Origin of the sequence: Sorangium aterium (genome assembly GCF_028368935.1) — a bacterium.
Lineage (GTDB): Bacteria > Myxococcota_A > Polyangia > Polyangiales > Polyangiaceae > Sorangium > Sorangium atrum.
Genome location: NZ_JAQNDK010000001.1, coordinates 1,534,317 through 1,559,019, shown reverse-complemented (window position 1 = coordinate 1,559,019; position 24,703 = coordinate 1,534,317). Strand labels below are relative to the sequence as shown.

Here is a 24,703-nt window from a genome sequence, read left to right as displayed (position 1 = left end):
TCCGTGGAGGTGCTGCGCTCCGCCCTTCGAGAGGACGGCGTCTCGCTCGGGCTCCTCAGCGCTTGCGCGGCCCGGCCGGAGGGATGAGCCCGAGGCGCACCGCCTCCTTGTAGGCGAACGATCGGCTCAGCCCGAGCAGCCGCCCGGCCGTCGCCGCGTTGCCGCCTGCTGCCCGGAACGCTCGGGCGAACGCCTCGCGGCGGGCCCTCTCGAGCGCCTCTGCCAGCGGCTCCACGGGCTGCCCCTGTAGCGCGTCCGTGAGCCGCAGCCGCTCTCCGGGGAGCTCGATCCGCGGGGCGGGCGAGCGCTCCGGCGCGTCGCCATCGATCGCGTCGACATCCTCGCGCCGCACGACGATCGCCCTGCCGGCTGCGCTCTTGCCCTCCGTGATCGTCCGGCGAAGCACGGCGCGCTCCACGGCGTTCTTCAGCTCCCGGACGTTGCCCGGCCACGCTCCCTGCGCGAGCGCGCTCAGCGCCGGCTCGGTGAAGTCCACCCGCCCCGCGCCGAGCTCGGCCGCGAGCTCGGCGGCGAAGCGCTCGCAGAGGGCGGGGATGTCCTCGCGCCGCTCGCGCAGGGGCGGCACGCAGATCGGGTAGACCCAGAGGCGATGGAACAGATCGGCGCGAAAGCGCCCCTCGGCGACCTCCCGCCGGAGATCGCGGTTCGTCGCCGCGACGACCCGCGCGTCGACGCGGCGCGCCCGGTCCTCGCCCACGGGCTGGATCTCCCCCTCCTGGAGCGCGCGCAGGAGCTGCGCCTGCGCCGAGAGCGGGAGCTCGCCGATCTCGTCGAGGAAGATCGTCCCGCCGTGCGCCGCCTCGAACCTGCCGGCGCGCGCGGCCGTGGCGCCGGTGAACGCGCCTCTCCTGTGGCCGAAGAGCTCCGATTCGACCAGCTGCGCGGGGATCGCCGCGCAGTTGACGATCACGAGCGCCCGGCTCGCCCGGGGCGATCGCTCGTGCAGCGCGCGGGCGACGAGCTCCTTCCCCACGCCCGTCTCGCCCGTGACGAGCACCGGCACCGACAGCGCGGCGAGCACCGCGATCTCGCGCTCGATCCGCTGCATCCCGGCCGATCGGCTCGCCGGCGCCGGGCCCCTTGAATCCGGGCCGAGCGCGCGGCGCGCCTCCGGGCGGGCGTCGAGCAGCCCGGCGCCGGCGTCGAGCCGCAGCGCGCCGGCGCAGAGCCCCGCGAACACGCGCGCGTCCTCGTCGTGCAGGCCGCGGAGGCCGTGGGGATCGCAGGCGTCCAGCGTCAGCAGCCCGGCGAGGCGGCCCTGCACGTGCAGCGGCACGGCCATGCAGGCGTGGATCGGATGGATCTCCCCGTGACTGCCGAGCAGCCAGCCGCTGTAGGGATCAGGCTCGCTCGGGTCGAGGAACCGGATCGGCCCGGCCGCCTGCGTCGCCCTGCGGAGCCGCGGGTGCTCCGCGGGCCGGAAGCTCATCCCCAGGGCGGCCGGCGACAGCCCGATCTGGGCGGCGACGCCGACCGAGCCGTCCTCCGCCGCCGTGAGCACCGAGAGCGCGTCCGCCGCCGTCACGCGCGCGAGCGCGCGCAGGATCCGCTGCAGCGCCTCGTCGCGGGCGGGCGCTTCCGACAGGCTGAGCACGGCGTCGAGCAGGGTCACGCGGGTTCCTCGAGGAGACGGGTGCGGCGGAGGTTTCCTGTCGGAGACTCCGGCAGGAAACACCGTGAGGTGCAGCGGAGCAAGGCGCGCGGCGGGCCGGCGCGCGGGTGGGCGCCGCCGGAGCGGCCGCCCTCGGCAGGCGGCCGGGTTTCCCATGGGAAACCGCGCCGTCTGCCGAGGTCGCGCCGATCCGGCGAGGATCGACGCGATCCGCGGAGAAACGCCCCTGGCACGGCCCGTGCGAGCGCATTCCGCCTGCGCGCGCCGACGGGCGAATCGACCGGCGACGACGGCTAGCACGGGCGCAGCGCCCGGCCTGGAGGTTTGTCATGGGATTGAACGTTGGCTTGCTGCGGGAGAGCTTCGAGCTCGTGATCGAGAGGGAGCCCAACCTCACGCACCGTTTCTACGGGATCCTGTTCTCTCGGTATCCGCAGGTGAAGCCGCTCTTCGGGCGCAATAGCCAGGAGCAGCAGGAGAAGATGCTCACGGAGGCGCTCGCCGCGGTCATCGACCGGCTCGAGGACGCGTCGTGGCTCGAGGAGAAGCTCATGGCGATGGGGGCGAAGCACGTCGACTACGGCGTCACGGACGCGATGTACCCCTGGGTCGCCGACGCGTTGATCTCCGCGATGGCCGAGGTCGCGGCCGCGGACTGGTCCCCGGCGCACCAGAAGGCCTGGACCGACGCGCTCGGCGCGATCGCCTCGCTCATGCAGCGCGGCGCGAGGGAGTACGGCGCCGCGAGGCCCCACGCGCCGCCGCCCGCCGCGCATGCGGGCGGCTAGGCTGCGCACGCTGGCGGCCAGGGGAGGCGAGCCCCCTCGACGTTGTCGCCCGCGGAGCCCGCGCGTCGGCCGGCGGCGTCACTCCCCCATCGCCTTCACGACGACGCGCTTGCGCCGGCCGCCGTCGAACTCCGCGTAGAAGATCTGCTGCCAGGGCCCGAGATCGAGCTTCCCCGCGGTGATGGGCACGATCACCTGGTGGTGCACGAGGATCGATTTGAGGTGGGCGTCGCCGTTGTCCTCGCCGGTCCTGTGGTGCTTGTAGTCGGGCCCCTCGGGGGCGAGCTGCTGGAGCCACGCCCAGATGTCCTCCCAGAGGCCTGGCTCGTGGTCGTTCACGAACACGCCGGCGGTGATGTGCATGGCGCTCACGAGGACCATGCCTTCAAGGATGCCGCTGGCGGCGACGACGGCCGCGACGCGCTCGGTGACGTTGATGAGCTCGCGCCTGGCCTTCGTCTCGAAGTAGAAATAATCGGTCTTCGACTTCATGGCTTCTCCCCCGCGCGGGTCACGGAGCGTGACGGAGCGCGCGTGATCGACGATCGCGCCCCGGCCGCCTGCCGCCGCGGGCGCGCGCCGGCTCCCGGGCTCCATAGCCCACCTCCAGGCCTTTCGCGAACCGCGTGCGGGCGCCGCGCCGTGGGACTACGATCGAGCGCCGTGAAGGCGGCGCGGCGGCGGCTCATCCTCGATATCGTGGCGACCGACGCGACGTTCGAGCGCACAGAGATCCGGGGTCAGGCGGCGTGGGCGGGCAAGTGCATCCATTGCCTGTCGCACGTGGTCGTCGGCCTCGACGGCGAGCCGATCCAGCGCGCGACGATCGAGCACATCGTCCCGCGCGCGCACGGCGGGACGGACGCGCTCGACAACCTGGCGCTCGCGTGCGGCCGGTGCAACGCGCTGAAGGGCATGCGGCTCGACGTCCGGCGCCGCGACGACCCGAGGCTCGTCGCGGTGATCGAGCGGCTCAAGGAGCGCAAGGCGAGCCGCCTCCGCGGCGCCGGGACATAGCGTCGCTCCGCCGTGGCGGTGCAGGCATGGCCCCCGCGCAGGAGGCCCCGTCGGGATCCGGACGCGCGGCCGCGAGGGCTCCCTCCTCGCGGCGCCGCGCTCAGGGGAAGAGCCGCTCGACGCGCCAGCCGTCGCCGTGGCGGACGTAGACCACGCGATCGTGCAGGCGGTTCTCCTGGCCGTACCAGAACTCGACGCGCTCCGGCACCACCCGGTAGCCGCCCCAGAACTCCGGCCGAGGCACCGGCCGGCCCTCGAAGCGGAGCTCGATCTCGCGCACCCGATCGAGGAGCGCCTCGCGCGAGGGCAGCGGCGCGCTCTGCCGGGACGCCCACGCGCCGATCTGGCTGCCCCGCGCGCGGGTCTCGAAGTAGGCGTCCGACTCCGCGTCGCTGACCCGCTCGATGCGCCCCTCGACGCGGATCTGCTCGGCGGCCTTCGCCCAGTGGATGCACAGCGCGGCGAACGGGTTCGCCGCGAGATCCATCGACTTGCGGCTCTCGTAGTTGGTGAAGAACACGAACCCGCGATCGTCGATGCCTTTCAGCAGCACCATCCGCGCCGAGGGGCGCCCGGACGCGTCCGCCGTGGCCAGCGTCATGGCGGTCGCGTCGGTCGGTTCGGTGGTTTGCCGCTGCTCGAGGAGCTCGCGCGCGAGGACGAACGGATCGGTCGGCTCGGTGATCATGGTGAACCGGTGCTCATGGTGAAATTGCGTCATGCATATACAAGCAGAGCGCGCCGCTGGCGAACCCGCGATGCGCGCGCGACACGCGCGACCTCGGGTGGATAATGGCGGCGCGGCGGCTTCCCTTGCTCCTCGCCGATTTCCGGGAAAGCTCGCGTTGTCGCGCACGCGCTGGTTTGATACTAGCGGAGGGGCAGAGCGAGGGCGTGCATGGTCGTACCGGTGAGCGTGGGGGACGTCCTCGCGGAGAAATACGAGGTCGAGCGCGTCCTCGGTGAAGGCGGGATGGGCGTTGTCGTCGCCGCCCGCCATCTCCTGCTCGGCGAGCGGGTGGCCATCAAGTTCCTGCGGCCCGAGGCCCGCGAGCGCGCGGACCTCGTCGCCCGCTTCCTGCGCGAGGGGCAGGTCGCGGCGCGCATCCGCAGCGAGCACGTGACGCGCGTGTACGACGTCGGCACGCTCGCGCGCGGCGAGCCTTACCTCGTCATGGAGTACCTCGAGGGGACCGATCTGAAGGCCGTCCTGCGCGACCGCGGGCCGCTCCCGGTCGCGCTCGCCTGCGACTACCTGCTCCAAGCGTGCGACGCGCTCGCGGAGGCGCACGCGCTCGGCATCATCCATCGGGACCTGAAGCCGGCCAACCTGTTCCTGACCCAGCGGGCCGACGGCAGCCCGCTCATCAAGGTCATCGACTTCGGCATCTCCAAGATGGCCCTCGCGGCGGAGGCGGCCGCGCCCAAGGCGCACGACATGACCGAGAGCTCGGCGATGCTGGGCTCGCCGTTCTACATGGCGCCCGAGCAGATGGTCTCCTCGAAGAGCGTCGACGTGCGGGCCGACGTCTGGTCGATGGGCGCCATGCTCTATCAGCTGCTCACGGGCGCCGTCCCCTTCCGGGGCGACTCCGCGATGGCCATCTACGACTGCATCCTGGAGGGACCGCCGCGGCTCGACGCGCAGCGGTCCGACGTGCCCGAGCGCCTCGGCTGGGTGGTCCAGCGCTGCCTCCAGAAGAGCCCTGCCGATCGCTTCGGCAACATCGCCGAGCTGGCTGCCGAGCTCGCCCGGTTCGCGCCGCCGCACGCGCAGCACCTGGCTGACCGCGCCGCGCGCGTGCTGCAGATCCGCCTCGACGCGAGCGCCGAGGCGGGCCGCGCGCCCGGGCCGCCCCGGCGCTCGACCTCCACGTCGCCCGGGCCCGCGACGCCGTCGTCCAGCGACTCGGATGGGAAGGGCGTGGCGGCCGGCTCCGCGTGGGATGGCGCGCCCACGGCGCTCCTCTCGGACGGCGCGGCCACGGATCGCTCCTGGGGCGGCACGCGCGCCTCGTCGCGCCAGGGCGGCGGGGCGCGCGCCCTCGGGATCGCGGCGGCCCTCGCGGCGGCGCTCGTGGGCGCCGCGGGGCTCGCGTGGCTCGTGTGGTTCGCGCTCCGCGCCCCCGCGTCGGGTGGGGCGCCGCATGCCGCGTCGGCGTCCTCGCTGGCGCCGGAGGCGCCCCTGGCGCCGGAGGCGCCCCTGGCGCCGGAGGCACCCTCGCGCGACGCGGCGGTGCCCGCGGCAGATCTCGCTGCGGGCAAGGCGGCCGAGCTCCTCGACGGCGGCCCTGCGCCGCCGCCTGAAGCGCCCGTGTCCGATCTCGCGACCGCGCGGCCGACCGAGAGCGGGTCTGCGGCGCCGCGACCGGTGGCATCGTCGAAGGGCGCGCGGCCGTCGGGGCGGACGCCGCCGCCGACCCGCCCCACGTCGACTGCGCCGCAAGACCTCTTTTCCGATCCGCGATGACATCCCGTGAGCCCAGGAGAGGTGCCGTCTTGCTTTGCCATCGTCGTCTCTCGAGCCTCTGTCCGGAGTCCGGCCGACCTGCGGTGCTCTCCCGCGCGCCGCTGGCCGGGGCCGGTCGCCGTCGAGCGGCAGCGCTCCTGTCGGCGCTCGCTGCGCTCGCCTCGCTCGCGCCGGCCGCGCGCGCCGCCGAGCCGACCCGGGAGGAGCGCGCCGCCGCGGTCGCGCTGTTCGACGAGGGCCGCGCGCTGATGGCCGCGGGGAAGCTCGCCGAGGCCTGTCCGAAGTTCGCCGAGAGCCATGCGATCGACCCGGGCATCGGCACCCTCTTCAACCTCTCCGACTGCTACGAGCGCACCGGCAAGATCGCGACGGCGTGGATCGGCTTCCGCGACGTCGCGGCCGCCTCGCTCTCGGCCGGGCAGACGGAGCGCGAGCGGGTGGCGCGCGCCCGGGCCGCCGCGCTCGAGCCGCGGCTCTCCCGCCTGCAGATCGTGGTCCCGCCGGCGGCGGCGATCGCGGGGCTGAGCCTCACGCGGGACGGGGTCGCCGTCGGCAGGGCGCTCTGGGGGACGGCGGTGCCGCTCGACCCGGGTGAGCATCGGATCGCCGCGGCCGCGCCTGGGCATGAGCCCTGGGAGGCGAAGGTCACGATCGACAAGCCGGGCGTGGTGAGCGTCACGGTGCCGGCGCTCGAGCGCGCCACGGAGCCGGCCTACGCCTCGGGAGCGAGCGGCGCGCCGACGCCGGCGGTCGCGTCGCCGCCCCCGGTCCATCCGCCGGCGAGCGACCCGCCCTCGGCGGAGGGGGGGAGCGTCCGCAAGCCGCTCGGCATCGTGGGGGTCGGGCTCGGCGTGGTCGGGCTCGGCGTCGGCACGGCGCTCGGCTTCATGGCGAAATCGACGTTCGACAAGGCCACCGACGGCGGCCATTGCGACGAGGCGGGCCGCTGCGTCGATCAGACGGGCCTCGATCTGCGCGACGACGCGGTCGCGAAGGGCAACATCGGGACGGCGGTGTTCATCGCAGGGGCGGCCCTCGCCGTGGGCGGGGCGATCCTCTGGATCAGCGCGCCGTCTGCGCCTGATGCCGCGGCGGCGTCCGTGCGCGGCCGCGGGCCGACGCCCGACGCCCCCTGGAGCGCGCGCGTCGGTCTGGGCCTCGGGAGCGTCTGGATCGCGGGCACGCTCTGAGCGGAGCGCCCTGGGAGCAGGAGGGGGCGTCGTCGCAGCGGCGGCGCTCGCGGGATGCCCCACGCCGTCCGGCATCGAGCCGGGTGAGCCGATTGGCACCGATGACAGCGGAGAGCCGGAGTGAGCGACGGCGCCCGGAGATACCGGCGTTCGACGCGGCGCCTCGATTGACACGGATCGCCTCTCCGACGTGGCGCCGTGCGGCGAGCTCGATCGATGATGCCGAGTCGGCCGGCATCGTTTGCGGCGCGCGCGTGAAACAGAGCACGTCTCTCCGCCGGGGCTCGTCCGGCGCGCCGAGCCAGGCGCCGTAGCGCTATGGCGCGGCGCGGCTGGCTTGCTGGTGACGCTGCGCGCCGGCCAGCGAGCTCCGGTGGCGAGGGTGTGGCGAGCGATGATCCGTCGCAGGCGATGATCAGAAGGGTCCTGGACGGGAATATAGCCCCGGCCCCGAGCGGACCTCGGGGACTCGCACGTACCGCTCTGTTTCAAATATTCACCTCAGCGAGTGAGCAGCGCATCAAAGGCGTGCGCCAGGTGCATTTCATCTGAACGGCTGATCAAAATGTGGGCAATGCTGCTCGACGCCGGTCGAGTGGCGCTGTTCTCCCATTGCCCCATTGCGGTGGCGACCGGGCGAGCAGGCCTGTCGAAGGCCCTTGAGCCCACAGGCCATGGAGAGAGGAGCCCGGCCGGCGTCGCCGAGCTCGCATCGAGCAAACGCACGCCGTCGGCCGGCCAGGCGAGCGGGTGTTGACGTTCTGCAGGCATGATCCGTCACCTGCTCACCCGGGCTCCGATGTCCTGTTCTTTCGTCCGGCAGTAGTTCATGAGTGCGCCACGGCGCTTGTCATGTATAGAATGCGTCCCATGACGAAACAGCGTTCAACCTTGGCTTTGTGGATGACCTTCGCGCTGGGTGGCGGCGCGTGTCTCGCGCTGGGCGCCGGTGCGTGCAGCGACGACGGGGCGACCAGCTCTGGCGACTCCGCGACGAGCGGAGGGAACCAGGGCTCCTCCGGTACGCAGACGGGGACGGGGGCCGGCGCTGGCTCCGCCTCCAGCTCCGGCGCAGGCGCCGGCTCCAGCTCTGGTTCCGACGCCGCCTCCGGCTCTGGTTCCGGCTCCGGCTCCGGCGGTGGCAGCAGCACCACGTCGTCGTCCGGGACCACCGCCGGACAGGGCGGCTCCGGCGCCGGCGGCGGCGACCCGGTGGAGTGCGATGCCAGCGCGGCGCCCGACGTCGGGAAGCTGGCGCTCGCTCCCGTCGTCACCGGCGTGGACAAGCTGGTTTACGCCGCTCAGCCGAAGGGGTCGAGCGACTGGTATCTCGTGCTGCAGACCGGGCAGATCCGCGTGTTCTCCGGCGGTCAGCTGCGCAGCGGGGTCTTCCTCGACGTGAGCAGTCAGATCCAGCTCAGCTCCGGCACCTTCGACGACGAGCGCGGGGTCATCAGCATGGCGTTCCCGCCCGACTACGCGACGAGCGGCAAGTTCTACATCATGATGACGGCGACCACGGGCACGAACATGAACCGTGACATGGTGGTCGAGTACAAGCGGTCCAGCGATCCTTACGTGGCGGACGCGAACTCGGCGAAGACGATCTTGCGGCTCGACGCGTCCGCGGTGAATCACAACGGCGGCCATATCGTGTTCGGGCCCGACGGCATGCTCTACGTCGGCACGGGCGACGGGGGCGGGTCCTGCAACAGCGACAAGCCTGGCGGGTCGCAGGATCCGGCCTCGCTGTTCGGCAAGATCCTGCGCCTCGATCCGAATGCTGCGGAGCCGTACGCCGCGGCCGGCAATCCCCTCGACGGCACGGCCTCGCGGGTCTGGCACTATGGTCTGCGCAACCCGTATACCTTCACCTTCGACCGGGGGACGGGCGACCTCTTCATCGGCGATGTCGGCCAGGATAGCTACGAGGAGGTCGACTACGTTCCTGCCGGCACCTCGGGGCTGAACTTTGGCTGGCCGAAGTGGGAAGGCACCCACGCGGATACCTGCCAGGGGCGCACCATGCGCGCGGGCGATACGCACACCCCGCCCATCGCCGACATGGATCGGCGGCAGAGCGCGACAGGGCCGTACCGCGACTACAAGTCGGTCGTCAGCGGATTCGTGTACCGGGGCAGCCAGGTGCCGCAGCTCCGGGGCGTCTACCTGTTCGGCGACTACACCGGAGGGAAAATGGGCGCGCTCATGCAGTGCGGGGCGCAGACGTCGCCCATCACGGTCATCAACAAGAACCCCGATCCGAACGCGCCGAACGCTCCGGCATTCACGCGTCAGGGCAACCTGCCGACCTTCAACGCGCTCACCGCGGTCGTCGAGGACAACGACGGCGAGCAATACTTCGTCGCGAATCGCAACAGCCTGGTGAAGATCGTTCCCGGGACCTGAGCAGGCCGCCCAGGGCGCGGGCGCCGGATCTCGCGCCCGGCCCTGGATCCAGCGCGCGAGCTCCCGCACGCTCCTGCACGTTCTTGCACGCGGGCGGCCAAGCTCGCCCGCTCCGCCTCCGCCGACGCAGCCAACCCCGCGCAGCCGCCGTCGCGCCGCCTCCGATGGCAGCGGACGGCGCGCCCCCCTTCCGAGCGCCCAGCGGATGTGCTTCGCTTGCCCCGCTCGTTCAGGAGGAGTCCCATGAAGAATGTCTTGACAGTGCTTGTGGCGCTCGGCGCCATGTGTCTCTTCGGCTGCGAGGGCAAGCCCCAGGCGACGCCCGAGGCGAAGCCCGCGGCCACGACCGAGGCGGCGAAGCCCGCGCCCAAGGCCGAGCCGGACAAGGCGGCGCCGGCCGAGACCGCGAAGCCGGCGAGCACCGGCGGCTGGTGATCGGCGCGGCGGCTCGGCCCGCTGCCCCGCGGCGCAGGCGCATGGCCGCGGTCCGCCTCGCGCTCACGCTCTCGCTCGGCCTGACCGCCCTGGCGTGCGACGGCCGCCCTGCGCCGCCGGTCCACGGCGGTGGCCCCGATCCGGACCCACTCGAGCCGCTGCGGCGCTTCGAGGCGGCGCGCCGAGCAGAGGCCGATTTCTCCCGCGCACCCAGCTCCGACCGGCTGTTCGGGTCCGACCCGATCGCGCTCCGCGCCGTGGATCCGCTGGGCCGCCCCGCCGCGCCGGGCGCGCCCGCGCTGCTCTCCCCGCTCCGTGGCCGCGACGCGCTCGTCCTGCTCGACGCGTCGCTTCGCGAGCTCTCCCGCGCCCCCGCGCCGGCCTCGCCGACAGGGGTCGCGGTCGTGCCCACCGGCGAGGTCTTCGCGAGCGGCGAGGCGTCGCCCTCGCTCTTCCGCTACGCCGTCCGCGGCGCCTCGCTCGAGCCCGCGGGGCGCATCGAGCTCGCGGGCCTCCACGGCGTCCGGGACCTCGCGGCCGGCCCCGAGGGCCTCCTTTACGCGCTCGACGAGCGCGCCGGCACGCTCGTCACGCTGCGCCCTGGTCACGCCGGCGCGGATGGACGCATCGCGATCGAGCGCTGGGACGAGCCGATCGGCGCTGGCCCGTTCCGCGTCGTGCGCCTCGCGCATCACCTGATCGTCGATTGCCTCCTCGACCACACGCTCGTCGTGCTCCCGGTCGGCGCCGATGGCCGCCCGCTCCCGGGCGGCGCGGCGCGCGTCCGCCACGACGGCCCGATCTGGAGCTTCGACGCCCTCGAGACGGGCGGCGCCGGGGGCGGGCTCCTGCTCGCGGCTGGCGGGGTCGAAGATCACCCGCTCGACCGGACCGGCGGCTCGTTCGGATACATCGACTCGTTCGTCTTCCTCTACCGCGTCGTCGCCGGCGTCCGGCCCGAGGTGACGCGGCTCTCGGCCGTGAACGTCTCGGAGCTCGGCGTGCTCACCCCGAAGGCGATCGCGCTCTCGGCGATCCCCGGATCGAGCGGCGTGCGCGTGATCGCGACCGGCTATGGCGGCGATCGCAGGGCCGAGCTCCTGTTTCGCGCCACGGAGGCCGGCCTCGGGAGCGCGCCGGAGGTCTCCACCCGCCCGCTCGCCCCCGGCGTGGCCGCCATGGCCGCGCTCGGCGGGGGCGCCTTCGCCTACGCGAACCCGTTGCTCGACGCCTGGCTGCTCGACGCAGGCGACGGCGCGGTCGTGAAGCAGCCGGTCCGGGACGGCGAGGACGCCCGCTCCGACGAGATCCGTATCGGCGAGGCGCTCTTCTTCACCTCGCTGATGGCCCCGTGGAACAAGGCCGACGGCCCGCTCAGCCGGTTCACGTGCGAGACGTGCCACTTCGAGGGCTACGTCGACGGCCGCACGCACCACACGGGCCGCGGCGACGTGCGCGCCACGACCAAGCCGCTGCTCGGTCTGTTCAACAACCGCCCCCACTTCTCCCGCGCCCTCGATCCGGATCTCACCGCGGTGGCGGACAACGAGTTCCGCGTCGCCGGCGCGCTGAGCGGCCACGACCCCTGGTTCTCCATCTCGAGCGAAGGTGCGCCGTGGCTCGCCGATCTCGGGCTCGTCGACGGCGGGCGCGATGCGCGGTCGCCCGAGGCGCTCCGCCGCGCGCTGATGGGCTTCCTCATGGCGTTCTCGCACCGCGCGAACCCCGCCGCCCTCGGCCGAACGAGCTTCACCCCGCTCGAGCGCGACGGCGCCCGGGTGTTCCGGGACCGCTGCGCTCGCTGCCACGCGCCGGTGCTCCGCAGCGACGATCCCGGCTCCGCGGCGCCGTTCGAGCGCTGGGAGGCGCTCGTGTTCGCGCCCGAGGGCGCGATCGTGTGGGGGAGGGCCGGATACGAGAAGACCGGCGTCGTGCCGTATGTGCACGAGGAAGGCGCGCGGGTGCCGTCGCTCCGGCGGCTCTACAAGAAGCGGCCCTACTTCACGAACGGCTCCGCGAAGACGCTGCGCGAGGTGCTCGAGCGGGCGCGCTTCGAGGACACGGGCGGCCGCGCGGCCGGCGACCAGCGCGGCGCGGCCGCCGCCGCTGCGCCGGGCGCCTTCTCCCACGACGGCGCGCCCGCGGGCGAGGGCCTCGTCGCGCTGGACGCCGGCGCGATCGAGGCGCTCCTCGCCTTCCTCGATCTGCTCTGATCGCGCGGCGCGTCCGCGCGCCCGCTGGCAGGCAGACCGAGGGCACGCCGCGCGGAGCGCGCGTGTCCGCGAACCAGATCCCGGCGGCGGCCAGCCCTGAGGCCGCCCGCGCGGATCCGCCCAGCATCGCCGCGCGATCCGCGGTAAATGGGGGAGATGCGACAGCACCCCACGTTCCCCCGCCCGTCGGCGTCGGCCATCGACAAGGCGCGCCGGCTCCTCGAGCGCGCGCTCGGCCCCTCGAAGGTCATCACGTCGGCCGACGGGTGCGCGGCCTACGCGGGCGACGAGTCGGATCAGCCGCCGGTGAGCCCGGATGCGGTCGTGCTCGCGTCCTCGGCGGCCGACATCGAGAAGGCGGTGCGGGCGGCGAGCGAGGCGGAGGTGCCGGTCGTGCCGCGCGCCGCTGGCAGCGGCAAGTCGGGCGGCGCGGTGCCGGTGGGGGGCGGGATCGTCATCGCCACGATCGGCATGAACTCCATCAAGGAGATCAGCCGCGAGGAGCAGATCGCGGTCGTGGAGCCGGGCGTCATCCTCGCCGACCTGCACGCGGCCGTCGAGGCCGAGGGGCTCTTCTACCCGCCCGATCCGAACTCGCTCAAGATGTGCGCGCTCGGCGGCAACATCGCCGAGAACGCGGCCGGCCCGCGCGCCTTCAAGTACGGCGTCACGCGCGAGTATGTGCTCGGGCTCGACGCGATCCTCATCGATGGCACGCGCCTCCGCACCGGCCGGCGCACGGTGAAGGGCGTGACGGGGTACGACGTCACGGCGCTGCTCGTCGGCAGCGAGGGCACGCTGGCGATCACGACGGAGGCGACGCTCCGGCTCATCGCGAAGCCCCCGTCGGTCATGACGCTGCTCTGCCTGTTCCCGGACGTGCGCGCCAGCGGGCGCGCGGTGAGCGCCCTGGTCGCCGCCGGCGTCGTCCCGCGCTGCCTCGAGCTGCTCGATCGCCCCACGCTCGACGCGGTCCGCGCGCGCGGCGTCGGGGTCGACGAGCGCGCGGGCGCGATGCTGATCATCGAGGTCGACGGCGAGCCCGCGGACTGCGAGGTCCAGGCCGAGCGCGTGGGGGAGGTCTGCATGGATGCCGGGGCGCTCGACGTCCTCGTCGCGCAGGACGAGGCGCAGCGCGAGCGGCTCTGGGAGGCGCGCCGCCAGCTCTCGCCCACGACGCGCGCCATGGCGCGCTACAAGATCTCGGAGGACGTCGTGGTCCCGCGCGACAAGATCCCGGCGCTGCTCGACGAGGTCGCGGAGATCTCGGCGGCGACCGGCGTCCGCATGCTGACGTACGGCCACGCCGGCGACGGCAACCTCCACGTCAACCTGCTCTGGAACGACCCGGACCTCGTCCCCCAGGTGGACACGGCGCTGTCGCGCCTGTTCCGCGCGGTGATCGGCATGCGCGGCACGCTGAGCGGCGAGCACGGCATCGGGACGTCGAAGGCGGACTTCCTCGCGCTCGAGCAGTCGCCGGAGCTCATCGCGATCGAGCGCAAGATCAAGGCGCTGTTCGACCCGAAGGGCCTGCTCAACCCGCACAAGATCTTCCCGCGGCGGACGCTCGAGGCGGCCGAGCGGGGCGAGCGCGACGGGGGGGCCGAGCGCGCGCCGGGCTTCCCGACCCACGTCGTGGCGCCCTCCCACGGGGCCTGCTGATGCGGGTCCTCGGCATCGATCCCGGCTCGCGCCACCTCGGCTGGGGCCTGCTCGTGCGGCAGGGCACGCGCATCGAGCACGTCGCGCACGGCGTCATCGACATCGACACGAGCGGGACGTTCGCCGGCCGGCTCGTGGAGATCGACGACGAGCTCGGCAAGGTGATCGCGTCGCTCGCGCCCGACGCGGCCGCGGTGGAGAGCCTGTTCTTCGCCAAGGACGCGCAGAGCGCCGCGAAGCTCGGCCACGCGCGCGGGGTCGTGCTGCTGCGGCTGGCGCGCGCGGGCGTGCCGATCTCGGAGTATCCGCCGGCGCTGGTGAAGCGGACGATCGTCGGCCGGGGCGCGGCCGAGAAGGCGCAGGTCGCGCAGGTGATGACCGCGGTCCTGCGCCTCGCCGCGCCCCCGCGGCCGGACGCGGCCGACGCGCTGGCCATCGCGATGACCCACCTCAGCGCCGCGGGCTTCGCGGCCGCGCTGGCGGCGTCGGGCGCGCCCGTCCCGCGCCGCGCCCGGCCGCGACGGGCGCGCCTCGGTTGAGCGGGCCGACGCGGCTCCCTGGTCGCACATGGGGACGCCAGGCGCGGCGCCTCGGTTGACTGCGTGGCTGGGGGCCGGCGGGCGCGGCCGGGGCGGTCCGGGCGCACATCCCGTGTGCTATGGAGCCTGCATCGGACGCTCCCGCGCCGCGTCCAACATGAAAATCGTGCGGCGCGCCCCGGCTTCAGCGAGGGTGCGGCGCCAGGGCACGGAACCGGCGGTGCATCGCCGGCGCCCCCGTCGCCGACGAGCGGGGGCGACACGCCTCTGGACATCAAAGGAGATCGGGAAGGATGACGCGAACCTCACTCAACCGCCTCGCCGCCGCGTGCCTCATCGGGCTGACGGCGCCCCTCACGGTCGTGCTCGCGACGCTCGCGACCGTCGGCGAGTCCCAGGCCGCGGGTCCCACCGCCGAAGAGCTCGGCAGGCGCGTCCAGCAGTTCTACGACTCCACGAAGACCTTCAAGGCGAGCTTCACCCAGACCTACACGATCAAGGTCCAGGACGTGAAGAAGGTCTCCACCGGCAAGGTGACCTTCGAGAAGCCGGGCAAGATGAGCTGGATCTACGACGCGCCGAACGGAAACCGGGTCGTCTCCGACGGCGTCACGATCAAGGTCTACGAGAAGGACAACGAGCAGATGTTCGAGACCCCGGTGAAGGGCTCTCAGTATCCGGCGGCGCTCGCGTTCTTGATGGGCAAGGGGCAGCTCACGAAGGATTTCTCGCTGCGCCTGCTCGATCCTGCGCAGATGAAGTTCGAGGGCGGCTATGTCCTCGAGGGCACGCCGAAGGAGGCGACCCCTGCGTATCAGAAGATGCTCCTCTACGTGGACGGGCAGACCAACCAGGTCCGCCGCGTGCTGATCCTCGACGCGCAGGGCAACCGGAACCGGTTCGATTTCTCGTCGCCGGTCGTGAATCAGCCGGTCGGGAAGACCGAGTTCGATTTCACGCCTCCTCCGGGCACGCGCGTCGTCCGCCCCTGACGTCCTCCCGCCACGTTCCCGGCGCGGAGAGGCTGCTGCCGCGTTACCCGGCCGACCCCGACAGCGCGTGAAACTCGTGGAAGCGGAGCGTCACAGCCTCCGCGCTCCTCGCCGGCAGCGCGCCGTGGCGAAGCTGCTGGGATATATGCCCGGCGCGTCCCTGCCGTGGTAGAAATATTGCGTGATACTTCGATCCCACGGGCGTGAGCGACAGCTCCGAGGCTGGCGTCGCCCACCGCGGATCGTCACCGCTGCTTTCGGCTCCACGCGCGCGGCGGGGATTCGCCTCGGCTGAACGGTCACCCGCTGTCACGAGGCTTTCGCGAGAGCGCTCGATCCATGAACAATCCCCCCGGACATCGTCCCGATTCCCCCGGCGTGCCGCAACAACCCCGGCCGGCGGAGCGCTTGAGCGAGCGCGCGCAGCCTGGAGGTGGGCAGCTCCCGTCGGGGTATCCGGCGCAAGGCGCGGGGCAGAGCGCCACGGGGCAACCGCCCTACGGGCCGCAGGGGCAAGCGTACGCGCAGGGGCCGCAGGGGCAAGCGTACGCGCAGGGGCCGCAGGGGCACGCGTACGCGCAGGGGCACGCGTATCCACAGGGCCCGCCAGGACACGCGCACGCGCAGGGACCGCACGGTTATGCGCAAGGGCCGCAGGGGCAAGCGTACGCGCAGGGGCCGCAGGGCTATACGCACGGGCAAGCGTACGCGCAGGGGCCGCAGGGTTATACGCAGGGGCACGCGTACGCGCATGGGCCGCAGGGTTATGCGCAGGGGCAGCAGGGTCATGCGCACGGGCCGGAGGGGCACGCGTACCCGCAGGCACCCCAGGGCTATGCGCAGCGGCAGCAGGGGCACGCGTACGCGCATCACCACGCAGGCTACCCGGCGGCCGTTCGGAGGTTCGACCCGGACCGGCGGCTGCGCATCGCCGGGCTGTGGCTTTGGGCCATCGGCCTCGTCGCGGGCGCGGTCCTCAACGTGCTCTTCACGCTCCTCGGCGTCATCGAGTCCGGGGGGAGCATGCTGAGCGCGATGCTCGTCGGGGCGCTCTTCGCGTTCCCGCCGCTCGTCCTCTACCTGTTCGTCCCGATGATCATCGATCGGTACGATCCCGAGCCCTGGTGGTGCCTGGTGATGGCGTTCCTGTGGGGCGCGCTCGCGGCGACCGGCTTCTCGATCCTGATCAACACCGGCGTCCATATCGGCGTCTCAAGCAACTTCGGCGAGTCGGCCGGCGAGCTCGTCAGCGCATCGGTCAGCGCGCCGTTCGCAGAGGAGCTCTTCAAGGGGCTCGGCGTGTTCGGCTTCTTCTACTTCCTGCGCCGGGAGTTCGATGGGATCGTCGACGGCATCATCTACGCGACGTTCTGCGCGCTCGGCTTCGCCGCGGTGGAGAACGTGCTCTATTACGCGCGCGCCTCGATGCAGGGCAGCGACGTGCTCGCCGGCACGTTCGTCCTGCGGGGCGTCTTCACGCCCTGGCTCCACCCGCTGTTCACGTCGATGACCGGCATCGGCTTCGGGCTCGCCCGGGAGTCGTCGAGGACGTGGGTGCGCGCGACGGCCCCGATCGGCGGCTACCTGCTCGGCGTCGCGCTGCACGCGGTGTGGAACTTCCTCCCGACCGCGCTGGGGCGCGCGATGGGCGACATCTTCATGCCGTGGCTCCTGCTCTGGCTGTGCTTCGTCGCGTCGTTCTTCGGGATCATCGTGGCGCTCGTGATCCGCAAGGGCTGGGTGATCCGGGATCATCTGCGCGATGAGGTCGCGCTCGGCATGCTCACCCAGGACGAGCTCGAGCTCGTCTGCTCGCCGATCGGCCGGCTCCGGTGCACCCTGGGCTGGCGCGGCGCCACGGGGCGGAGCTTCATCCGCGCCGGCGCGCGGCTCGCGCTCAGCAAGTGGCACACGGCGCGCGCGCTGCAGGCGCGGAACCGCACCCTGAGCGCCGATTTCATCGGCCCGCTCCGGCAGGAGATCGCGCAGCTCAGGCAAGAGCTTCTCGCCCGGACGCCTCGATAGGGCGGGGGTCAGCTCTGCGAGGTGTTCGTCCCGTCCGCGGCTGGGCGCGCGGCGGGCTGGGCGGCTCGGTCCTCGCGCCGCTGCACGGGCTTCGCGGGGATGCCCACGACCGTGGTGTTCGGCGCGACATCGTGCACGACCACGGCGTTGGCGCCGATCCTGGCGCCGTCGCCGACCGTGACCCCGCCGACGATCTTCGCCCCCGCGCCGATGAAGAGGTCGCTCCCGAGCACCGGTGTCTGTCGCCGATCGGCGCCGATGGTCACCTGGTGCTCGATGAGCACGTTCGAGCCGCCGCGGACGTTGCCGTTGATGACGACGCCGTTCGAGTGGATGAGCACGAAGCCGGGCCCGAAGTCCGCGCCGCGCCCGATCACGCAGCCGCCGGCCAGGTTGGTCGCCTTGTTGAGCACCATCTCGAGCACCGGCATCCGGTGGGCTCGCGCGGCCTGCGTGAACCTGTAGAGGACCATCGCCGCCGTGCCGTCGGTCGCCAGCGTCTTCAGGATGGTCGGCAGTGGATCGCTGCCGTAGCACCATGTGGCCTTCTGGCGCACGTCGGCCGCGATGAGTCGCAAAGTCCGCAGCATCGGACGAGGCTAGCGCATCTCGCCTCGCCCGTGCGACCTTTCGCCGCGCGCCCGCGGGGCACGTCGTCGCGAGCGCCCGCGTGACATTTCGCCGCGCCTCTGCGCCTGCGCGCCCCTGCTACATCTCGTCGTGCGTCGTCGTGCGTCGTCGTGAGTCCGTTGCGCCTGCGTGCCCGCGCGGTCTTTTCGCCGCCGCACCGCCCTGTTGCCATCCGGTCATCGGTCCGTCACATCGCTCGGGTACACGCGCTCTTCACCATGGCGCGGATTTTAGTCATCGAGGACGAGCCGGCGCTCCAGAAGGTGCTCGATTACAACCTCAGGCAAGCCGGGCATGAGGTGCTCCTCGCGGGGCAGGGCGGCGAGGGGGTCCGGCTGGCCATGGACCAGCGGCCCGATCTCGTCCTGCTCGACCTCATGCTGCCGGACATCCCAGGGACCGAGGTGTGCCGTGCTCTACAGCAGAGCGATGGCACCCAGCGGATCCCCGTGATGATCGTGTCGGCCCGCGGGGACGAGGTCGACCGCATCGTCGGCTTCGAGCTCGGCGCCGTCGACTACGTGGTCAAACCGTTCAGCGTGCGGGAGCTCGTGCTGCGCGTGCAAGCCGTGCTCCGCCGCGCGAAATCCTCCGGGGACGGGGAGCGGAGCATCGAGTTCGGGTGCCTGCGGATCGACGAGGGCGCTCACCGCGTGTGGGTCGAGCGCGAGGAGGTCGAGCTGACGCTCCTCGAGTTCAAGCTCCTCGTCGCGCTGTACGAGGCGCGCGAGCGCGTGCAGACGCGCACCGCGCTCCTCGACGGCGTCTGGGGCATCGACGTGAGCATCACGACGAGGACCGTGGACACCCACGTCAAGCGGCTTCGCGACAAGCTGCGCCGCGCTGGCGATTACATACAGACCGTCCGCGGTATCGGCTATCGATTCGCCGCTTCGCCCGATCTCCCCGAGAGCCGCAGCGCCTGAGCGCCCTTCCGGGCGAGCACGACAATCGTTGCCCCACCGTCACCGGGCCGCAACGACAGCCGGTGTACCGTGCAGACGGTGATTCACATGCTGAGCGACATCGTTGAAGACTGCCGGTCCCTCTCATGAGGTCCGGCGGAGCTCCGGTGTCGTCGCCAGCGTGTGTCGGGAGCCTCGATGCATCTTGAGACGTGGAATGCAGGGGAGGCCGATCCTGAGCGGGCGAAGCGGCTCGCGATCGGGGTTGCGGCTGGGCTCCTGCTGTTCGCGGCCGTCGCGCTCGCCGCCGCCCGCCTGAGCGGCGCGATCGCGCCTCCTCCGCCCGAGGAGGAGGTCGTCGAGGTCAAGCTCGCCACCCAGCTCCCCGAGGCGCCCCCCGTGGCCCCTGCGCCCGCGCCCCCGCCGCCGGCGGCGGCGGCGGAGGCTCCGGCGCCTCGCCCGGCGGCGCCCCGGCGCCCGGCGCTCGTCGCGCCGACCGTGGTGCCCAGCGAGGCGCCGGTGGAGGCGGACCCGAGCCAGGCCAAGGCGAGCAACGACGACACCTACGGTGAGCCGGGAGGCGTACCGGGCGGCGTGCCCGGAGGGGTCCCCGGCGGCACGGGGACGGCCGCCGTGGCTGCGCCCGCGCCGCCGCCGCCACCGCCCCCTCCTCCGCCGGCGAAAGGGCCGATTCACCTCCCCGAGAACGCCACGCCGCCTGTCGCGCTCTCCAACTCGCTCCCTCCCATCCCCGAGGCGGCGCGGAGCGCGGGGATAGAGGCCACCGTGGTCGTCCGGTTCGTGGTGACCGAGACCGGCGAGGTCACGAACGTCACCATCGTCCGTGGCCATCCGCTGTTCAACGACGTGGTGCTCGCGACCGTGAGGACATGGCGCTACCGGCCGGCGATCCACGAGGGCAGGCCGGTGTCGACCTTCAAGACGGTCAGGATCCCGTTCAAGGCGAAGAGATGACGTCGAGCGCGCGGCCGCGGACGCGGCCTCTCGCGCGAGGAACGAAGGAGGTTAGCCATGATGCAGTTTGATCTCGGGCACATCTGGGCGACCATGGGGCTTTTGAGCAAGCTCGTCGCGTTCGCCCTCGTGCTCATGGCGCTGGCGAGCGTCGCCGTCGTGGTGGAGCGGCTCATCGCGCTCGCGCGTCAGGCGTCGGAGACCCGGCGCTTCGCGAGGGAGGCGCGCCCCGTGATGGAGGCCTGGGACACCGCGCGGCTCGTCTCGATCGCCGACGGCTACGGAAGCTCCGCGCTCGCCCGGCTCGTCGGCGCGGCCGTGCGCCGCTTCCAGCGCGCCGTCGAGGCCGGCGAGGGCGGCGTGCCGCCGGTGGAGCTCGCGCGCCGCGAGGTATCGCGCCGCCGGGAGGCGATCTCCGCCGACCTGCGCCGCGGCCTCTCGGTGCTCGCGACGGTCGGCTCGGTGGCCCCGTTCGTCGGGCTGCTCGGCACCGTCATCGGCATCATCACGGCCTTCCAGACCATCGCCTCGACCGGCTCGGGCGGCCTCGGCGCCGTGAGCGCCGGCATCTCCGAGGCGCTCATCGTCACCGCGCTCGGGCTCGCGGTCGCCATCCCGGCGGTGCTTTGCTTCAACTACCTCACCACCCGTATCGCCGCGGTGGAGCTCGCGCTCGAGCGCAGCGCGGGTGAGCTCATCGACGAGATGGAGAACGAACATGGGCGTTCGAGCGGAGAGCAGTCGCTCGGGTCGGCAGCCGCCGCCTGAGCCGGAGATCAACGTCACGCCGCTCGTCGACGTGGTGCTCGTGCTCCTCATCATCTTCATGGTGATCGCGCCCCAGATGGAGCACGGCGAGCGGGTCGAGCTGCCGGCGGTGTTTCAGCCGGATCCGAAGTCGAAATCGAAGCTCGACCCGATCTACGTGACGATCACCGGCGCAGGCACCGTGTTCCTCGAGAAGGAGGCCGTCGCCGACCTCGGCGCGCTCGGCGAGCGGCTGCGGGCCATCCGCGCTGCCGAGCCGGAGCGCCGGGTGGTCATCAAGGGCGACTCCTCGGTGAGGTACGGCCGCGTGCGGGAGGCCTTCGCGCTGTGCCAGGAGGTCGGGTTCGCCGGGATCTCGCTGCAGGTGAGCCAGCGGGGCGGCGGGGCGTCCGCGGAGCCGGAGGAGGGATAGCGCCATGGGGATGAGCGTTCCGCAGGGTGGGGGCAAGAAGGGCGGTGTCGCGCCGAGCATGAACGTGACGCCGCTCGTCGACGTGGTGCTCGTGCTCCTCATCATCTTCATGGTCGTGACGCCGCTGCTCGCCAAGCAGTTCTGGCTGAATCTGCCCAAGAAGGACGACACAGCGAAGCTCGCGCCGCCTCCCGTCGACGCCGACAAGCCCGTGGTGCTCACGGTGGATCAGCGCGGCGTCCTCCGCATCAACCAGGCCGAGGTGCAGCGCGGCGAGCTGAAGGAGCGGCTCGCGCGCATCTTCGCGGCGCGCTCGGACAACGTTCTTTACTTCGACGCGGAGGACGAGGCCGTCTACGCGGTCGCCGTCGAGGCCATGGACGCCGCGCGCATGGGCGGGGCCAAGACGATCGCCGTCCTGACGGAGAAGCCCGCGCGCTGAGCCAGGGCACAGGCCCGATGAGGTGAAGTCGAGGCGCGCGGGAGCCGCCGCCGCGTCGCTCGAGCGCGCGAGCGCGGCGGGGTGCACGGGAGAGGGCGCGAGTCGGCCCTGCGCTCTCCTCATCAGACGGGCGCGCGTGCGCCCGGCCATCGAATCGAGAGTCGCGCCCGGGCTCGGAGCGCGCGAAGGGACAGGTGCATGAGTCGCAGAAGGATCTCGGGGGTAGTCGCAGCGCTGGTGACACCGCTTTGCTGGGGGGCCACGGCCTTCGCGCAGGGCGACCCCGGAGCCGCTGCGCCGCAGCCGGACGGCGCGGCGCATCAGGCCGGCGGCCCTGCGGCGGAGGACGTCGCGGGGCTCGATGAGCCGAGCCCGTCGCGCCCGCCGCCCGCGGGGAAAGGCGTGGTGTGGGGCGTCGTCACCGACACCGCCACGAGAGAGCCCTTGCTCGACGCCCAGGTGTCCGTCGTGGGGACGAAGCTCAAGGCGATCGCGGACCTCGACGGGCGGTATCGCCTGGAGCTCCCGCCGGGCACCCATCAGCTGCGGGTCTGGTACGAGGCGCACAAGCCGCAGCGCGTGCAGGACGTACGGGTGACCGCCGGGCAGGTGGTCCAGGTCGATGTCGGCCTCGATCCCGATCAGCAGACAGAGGAGGTCATCGAGGTCGAGTTCGAGCCGGAGCGGGCGAGCGTCGCGGCGCAGCTGCTCATCCGGAAGAACGCGGCCCACGTGGGCGACGCCATCGGCGCGAAGGAGATCGCGAAGACGCCCGATCGCAACGCCGCCGAGGCCGCGAAGCGCATCGTCGGCGCGACCGTGGTCGACAACAGGTACGTCTACGTCCGTGGCCTGGGCGAGCGCTACACGAACGCGCTCCTGAACGGCGCCCCCCTGCCGAGCCCCGAGCCCGACCGGCAGGCCGTCCCGCTGGATCTCTTTCCGTCGCTGGTCCTCAGCGACATCACCGTCGTCAAGACGTTCACGCCCGATCTCCCCGGCGACTTCGCGGGCGGCTCGGTCCAGATCAACACACGCGAGCTCCCGACGAAGTTCCTCTTCCAGGCATCGCTGTCGCTCGGGCTGAACAGCCAGGCGACGTTCCGTGATCGGCTGACCTACGCCGGATCGGGCACCGACTGGCTCGGGATCGACGGCGGCGCGCGCGCGCTTCCCAGCGAGATCCCCGACTACAAGGTGTTGCGACTCGGCCGCAAGCCGGGCGGCGGCACCATCACGAGGGACGAGATGACGGCCTACGGGCGGGCGATCAACTCGTCGATGGTGACGACACGGTCATTCACCCCGCCGAACGGGAGCGGCAGCGTGGTCGTTGGCGACACCCTGAAGCTCGGCGGCGAGCAGCGCCTCGGTTACATCGCCACCCTGAGCTATGGCCGGAAGTTCGCTCCGCGCGCTGAAGAGCGCACGAGGAAATTCGACCCCGATCCTCTGGGCGGCGAGCCCATACCCAACGCCGACACCAGCACCGGAAGCATCCGTGATCAGGTGTCCTGGGGCGCCTTCGCCAGCGCCACCTACAACCCCGATCAGAACCACAAGGTGACGATCACCGGGCTCCACAGCCGCTCGTCGGAGGACCTGGCCAGCGAGGTCAGCGGGAACCCTCTGGACGGCAGCAGCGCGTTTCGCGATACACAGCAGCGGTTCATCTCCCGCGCCCTCACCTTGGGTCAGCTCCAGGGAGAGCACCGCTTCGGAGCGCTGGACGGCGGCACCCTCGACTGGAAGGCGTCCATCTCCGGCGCGTCCTCGGACGAGCCCGATACGAGAGAGACCGTCTACATCAGGGACGATACGAGCGGAGCCTTCTCGTGGGACGAGGGCACGCTGAGCGGCGCCCACTTCTTCAGCGACATGACCGACGTGAACTACGGCGGGCAGCTCTCCTATACCCAGCCTCTCGTCCGTGGGGACACTCCGACCCGGCTGAAGCTGGGCGGTCTGTTCAACCTCCGAGAGCGCGAGTTCAACGCGCGTCGGTTCCGGTTCAAGCAGCGCCCGGGCTCGGATCCGACGATCCTCCGCCAGGAGCCGGGTCAGCTGTTCTCGGACGAGAACATCGGTACGGCGCTCGAGCTGGAGGAGATCACGCGAGAGACCGACTCCTACACGGCGAACAGCGATCTCTACGCCGGTTACGTGATGACGGACGCGTCGATCACACGATGGCTCCGCGCGGTGCTCGGCGCCCGGATCGAGGCCTCCACGCTGTCGCTGAGGGCGTTCGACAGGTACTCCCCGGCGAGCCCCGAGAGGAGGGCCGAGAGCGATAACGTCGATCTCTTGCCTGCGGCCAACGTCATCGTCAAGGCGAGCTCGATCTCGAATGTCAGGCTCGGCGTGTCCAGGACGCTGGCCCGACCCCAGCTCCGCGAGCTCAGCCCGACCTTGTATCAGGAGGGATACAGCGGGATGGAGGCGGAAGGCAATCCGGAACTCGGGCGGACGAGCGTCGTGAACGCCGATCTCCGCTTCGAGATCTTCCCGACGGCCGGCGAGGTGGCCGCGGTCAGCGTCTTTTACAAGCACTTCCAGGATCCGATCGAGGAGATCATCTTCCCGAACGGCGGCAGGGGCAGGCTCAGCTACGTGAACGGCGAAGCCGGTTATGTCGCCGGGGTCGAGCTCGAGCTCAGGAAGGGCCTGGGCTTCATCACCCCGCTCCTGAAGGAGGTCACGGCGCTCGGAAACCTCACGTTCGTGCAGTCGGAAGTGACGATCGATCCCGACGACAACGAGGGAGGGGTCACCATCGAGAGCACCCCGACGCACCCGCTCCAGGGGCAATCCCCCTTCGTGGTGAACCTGGGGCTCGATTATGCCAGCGAGTCGACCGGCACGAGCGCCCGGCTCCTCTACAACGTGTTCGGCGCCCGGCTCAAGCGGGTGGGTCGCAAGGGGCTGGAGGACGAGTACGAGCAGCCGCGGCACCAGATCGACTTGACCCTGGCCCAGCGCCTCGGCGAGCACATCGAGCTGAAGCTGGCCGGCGAGAACCTCATCAATGCGCCCATCCGCGTCACCAAGGGGAGCGACGGCGATGAGGACAAGATCGCCAGCCAGTACAGCGTTGGGACGACTGTGACGTTGAGCGCTGCGTTCACCTACTGAGCACCTGCCATTGAATCGTCACGCGGCGCTCGTCACGAGTTTTCCTACATGCGCCATGTT

General features: G+C 72.1%; 21 protein-coding genes. 17 read left to right on the top strand and 4 right to left on the bottom strand.

What is annotated here, in order from left to right:
* Positions 1 to 55: 55 nt before the first annotated feature.
* Complete coding sequence (gene norR / locus POL72_RS05750; protein ID WP_272094005.1) at positions 56 to 1,633, bottom strand: nitric oxide reductase transcriptional regulator NorR; 1,578 nt, start codon at positions 1,631 to 1,633, stop codon at positions 56 to 58.
* A 329-nt stretch (positions 1,634 to 1,962) separates the two neighbouring features.
* Between norR and POL72_RS05745 the strand changes: the two genes are divergently transcribed.
* Positions 1,963 to 2,421: a globin domain-containing protein gene (locus tag POL72_RS05745; protein WP_272094004.1), complete on the top strand. Its 459-nt coding sequence runs from the start codon at positions 1,963 to 1,965 to the stop codon at positions 2,419 to 2,421.
* 78 nt (positions 2,422 to 2,499) lie between these two features.
* On the opposite strand, the gene POL72_RS05740 is transcribed toward POL72_RS05745, so the two are convergent.
* Entirely contained in the window at positions 2,500 to 2,913 is a 414-nt protein-coding gene (locus POL72_RS05740; protein WP_272094003.1) for a secondary thiamine-phosphate synthase enzyme YjbQ, read from the bottom strand.
* A gap of 150 nt (positions 2,914 to 3,063) precedes the next feature.
* On the opposite strand from POL72_RS05740, the gene POL72_RS51150 reads away from it, so the two are divergent.
* Positions 3,064 to 3,438, top strand: coding sequence for an HNH endonuclease (locus tag POL72_RS51150; RefSeq protein ID WP_308738107.1), 375 nt, complete (start codon positions 3,064 to 3,066; stop codon positions 3,436 to 3,438).
* A gap of 100 nt (positions 3,439 to 3,538) precedes the next feature.
* Here the strand turns inward: POL72_RS51150 and pdxH are convergent, their stop codons facing one another.
* Entirely contained in the window at positions 3,539 to 4,159 is a 621-nt protein-coding gene (pdxH, locus tag POL72_RS05730; RefSeq protein WP_272094002.1) for a pyridoxamine 5'-phosphate oxidase, read from the bottom strand.
* A gap of 177 nt (positions 4,160 to 4,336) precedes the next feature.
* Between pdxH and POL72_RS05725 the strand changes: the two genes are divergently transcribed.
* The 9 genes from POL72_RS05725 to POL72_RS05685 all read left to right on the top strand — a co-directional run bounded on the left by POL72_RS05725 (position 4,337) and on the right by POL72_RS05685 (position 17,376).
* Positions 4,337 to 5,908: a serine/threonine-protein kinase gene (locus tag POL72_RS05725; RefSeq protein WP_272094001.1), complete on the top strand. Its 1,572-nt coding sequence runs from the start codon at positions 4,337 to 4,339 to the stop codon at positions 5,906 to 5,908.
* A gap of 29 nt (positions 5,909 to 5,937) precedes the next feature.
* Positions 5,938 to 7,098: a peptidase associated/transthyretin-like domain-containing protein gene (locus POL72_RS05720; protein WP_272094000.1), complete on the top strand. Its 1,161-nt coding sequence runs from the start codon at positions 5,938 to 5,940 to the stop codon at positions 7,096 to 7,098.
* A gap of 903 nt (positions 7,099 to 8,001) precedes the next feature.
* Positions 8,002 to 9,507, top strand: a complete 1,506-nt coding sequence (locus tag POL72_RS05715; RefSeq protein ID WP_272093999.1) for a PQQ-dependent sugar dehydrogenase — start codon at positions 8,002 to 8,004, stop codon at positions 9,505 to 9,507.
* Positions 9,508 to 9,750: 243 nt separating this feature from the next.
* Entirely contained in the window at positions 9,751 to 9,942 is a 192-nt protein-coding gene (locus tag POL72_RS05710; protein WP_272093998.1) for a hypothetical protein, read from the top strand.
* Between the two features lie 41 nt (positions 9,943 to 9,983).
* Positions 9,984 to 12,155 (top strand): hypothetical protein, encoded by a 2,172-nt coding sequence (locus tag POL72_RS05705; RefSeq protein ID WP_272093997.1) that lies wholly within the window; start codon positions 9,984 to 9,986, stop codon positions 12,153 to 12,155.
* Between the two features lie 156 nt (positions 12,156 to 12,311).
* Positions 12,312 to 13,820, top strand: coding sequence for an FAD-binding oxidoreductase (locus POL72_RS05700; protein ID WP_272093996.1), 1,509 nt, complete (start codon positions 12,312 to 12,314; stop codon positions 13,818 to 13,820).
* A complete protein-coding gene (gene ruvC / locus POL72_RS05695) occupies positions 13,820 to 14,359 on the top strand; it encodes a crossover junction endodeoxyribonuclease RuvC (RefSeq protein ID WP_272093995.1) in 540 nt (179 codons plus the stop codon). Before POL72_RS05700 ends, ruvC begins: the two co-directional genes overlap by 1 nt.
* A gap of 293 nt (positions 14,360 to 14,652) precedes the next feature.
* A complete protein-coding gene (lolA, locus tag POL72_RS05690; protein ID WP_272093994.1) occupies positions 14,653 to 15,351 on the top strand; it encodes an outer membrane lipoprotein periplasmic chaperone LolA in 699 nt (232 codons plus the stop codon).
* Positions 15,352 to 15,759: 408 nt separating this feature from the next.
* Positions 15,760 to 17,376, top strand: a complete 1,617-nt coding sequence (locus tag POL72_RS05685) for a PrsW family glutamic-type intramembrane protease (RefSeq protein WP_272093993.1) — start codon at positions 15,760 to 15,762, stop codon at positions 17,374 to 17,376.
* 8 nt (positions 17,377 to 17,384) lie between these two features.
* Here POL72_RS05685 and POL72_RS05680 read toward each other — a convergent pair whose 3' ends face one another.
* Entirely contained in the window at positions 17,385 to 17,966 is a 582-nt protein-coding gene (locus POL72_RS05680) for a serine O-acetyltransferase (RefSeq protein ID WP_272093992.1), read from the bottom strand.
* A 258-nt stretch (positions 17,967 to 18,224) separates the two neighbouring features.
* Here POL72_RS05680 and POL72_RS05675 point away from each other — a divergent pair, with 258 nt between their 5' ends.
* The 6 genes from POL72_RS05675 to POL72_RS05650 all read left to right on the top strand — a co-directional run bounded on the left by POL72_RS05675 (position 18,225) and on the right by POL72_RS05650 (position 24,643).
* Positions 18,225 to 18,932, top strand: a complete 708-nt coding sequence (locus tag POL72_RS05675; protein ID WP_272093991.1) for a response regulator — start codon at positions 18,225 to 18,227, stop codon at positions 18,930 to 18,932.
* Between the two features lie 177 nt (positions 18,933 to 19,109).
* Complete coding sequence (locus POL72_RS05670) at positions 19,110 to 19,886, top strand: energy transducer TonB (protein WP_272093990.1); 777 nt, start codon at positions 19,110 to 19,112, stop codon at positions 19,884 to 19,886.
* 57 nt (positions 19,887 to 19,943) lie between these two features.
* A complete protein-coding gene (locus POL72_RS05665) occupies positions 19,944 to 20,654 on the top strand; it encodes a MotA/TolQ/ExbB proton channel family protein (RefSeq protein WP_272093989.1) in 711 nt (236 codons plus the stop codon).
* Positions 20,605 to 21,066 carry an ExbD/TolR family protein gene (locus POL72_RS05660; protein ID WP_272093988.1) on the top strand — a complete coding sequence of 154 codons (462 nt, stop codon included), beginning with the start codon at positions 20,605 to 20,607 and terminating at the stop codon, positions 21,064 to 21,066. The genes POL72_RS05665 and POL72_RS05660 overlap by 50 nt, the downstream gene beginning before the upstream one ends.
* A gap of 4 nt (positions 21,067 to 21,070) precedes the next feature.
* Complete coding sequence (locus tag POL72_RS05655; protein ID WP_272093987.1) at positions 21,071 to 21,508, top strand: ExbD/TolR family protein; 438 nt, start codon at positions 21,071 to 21,073, stop codon at positions 21,506 to 21,508.
* A 198-nt stretch (positions 21,509 to 21,706) separates the two neighbouring features.
* Positions 21,707 to 24,643, top strand: coding sequence for a TonB-dependent receptor (locus POL72_RS05650; protein WP_272093986.1), 2,937 nt, complete (start codon positions 21,707 to 21,709; stop codon positions 24,641 to 24,643).
* The last annotated feature ends 60 nt before the right edge of the window (positions 24,644 to 24,703 follow it).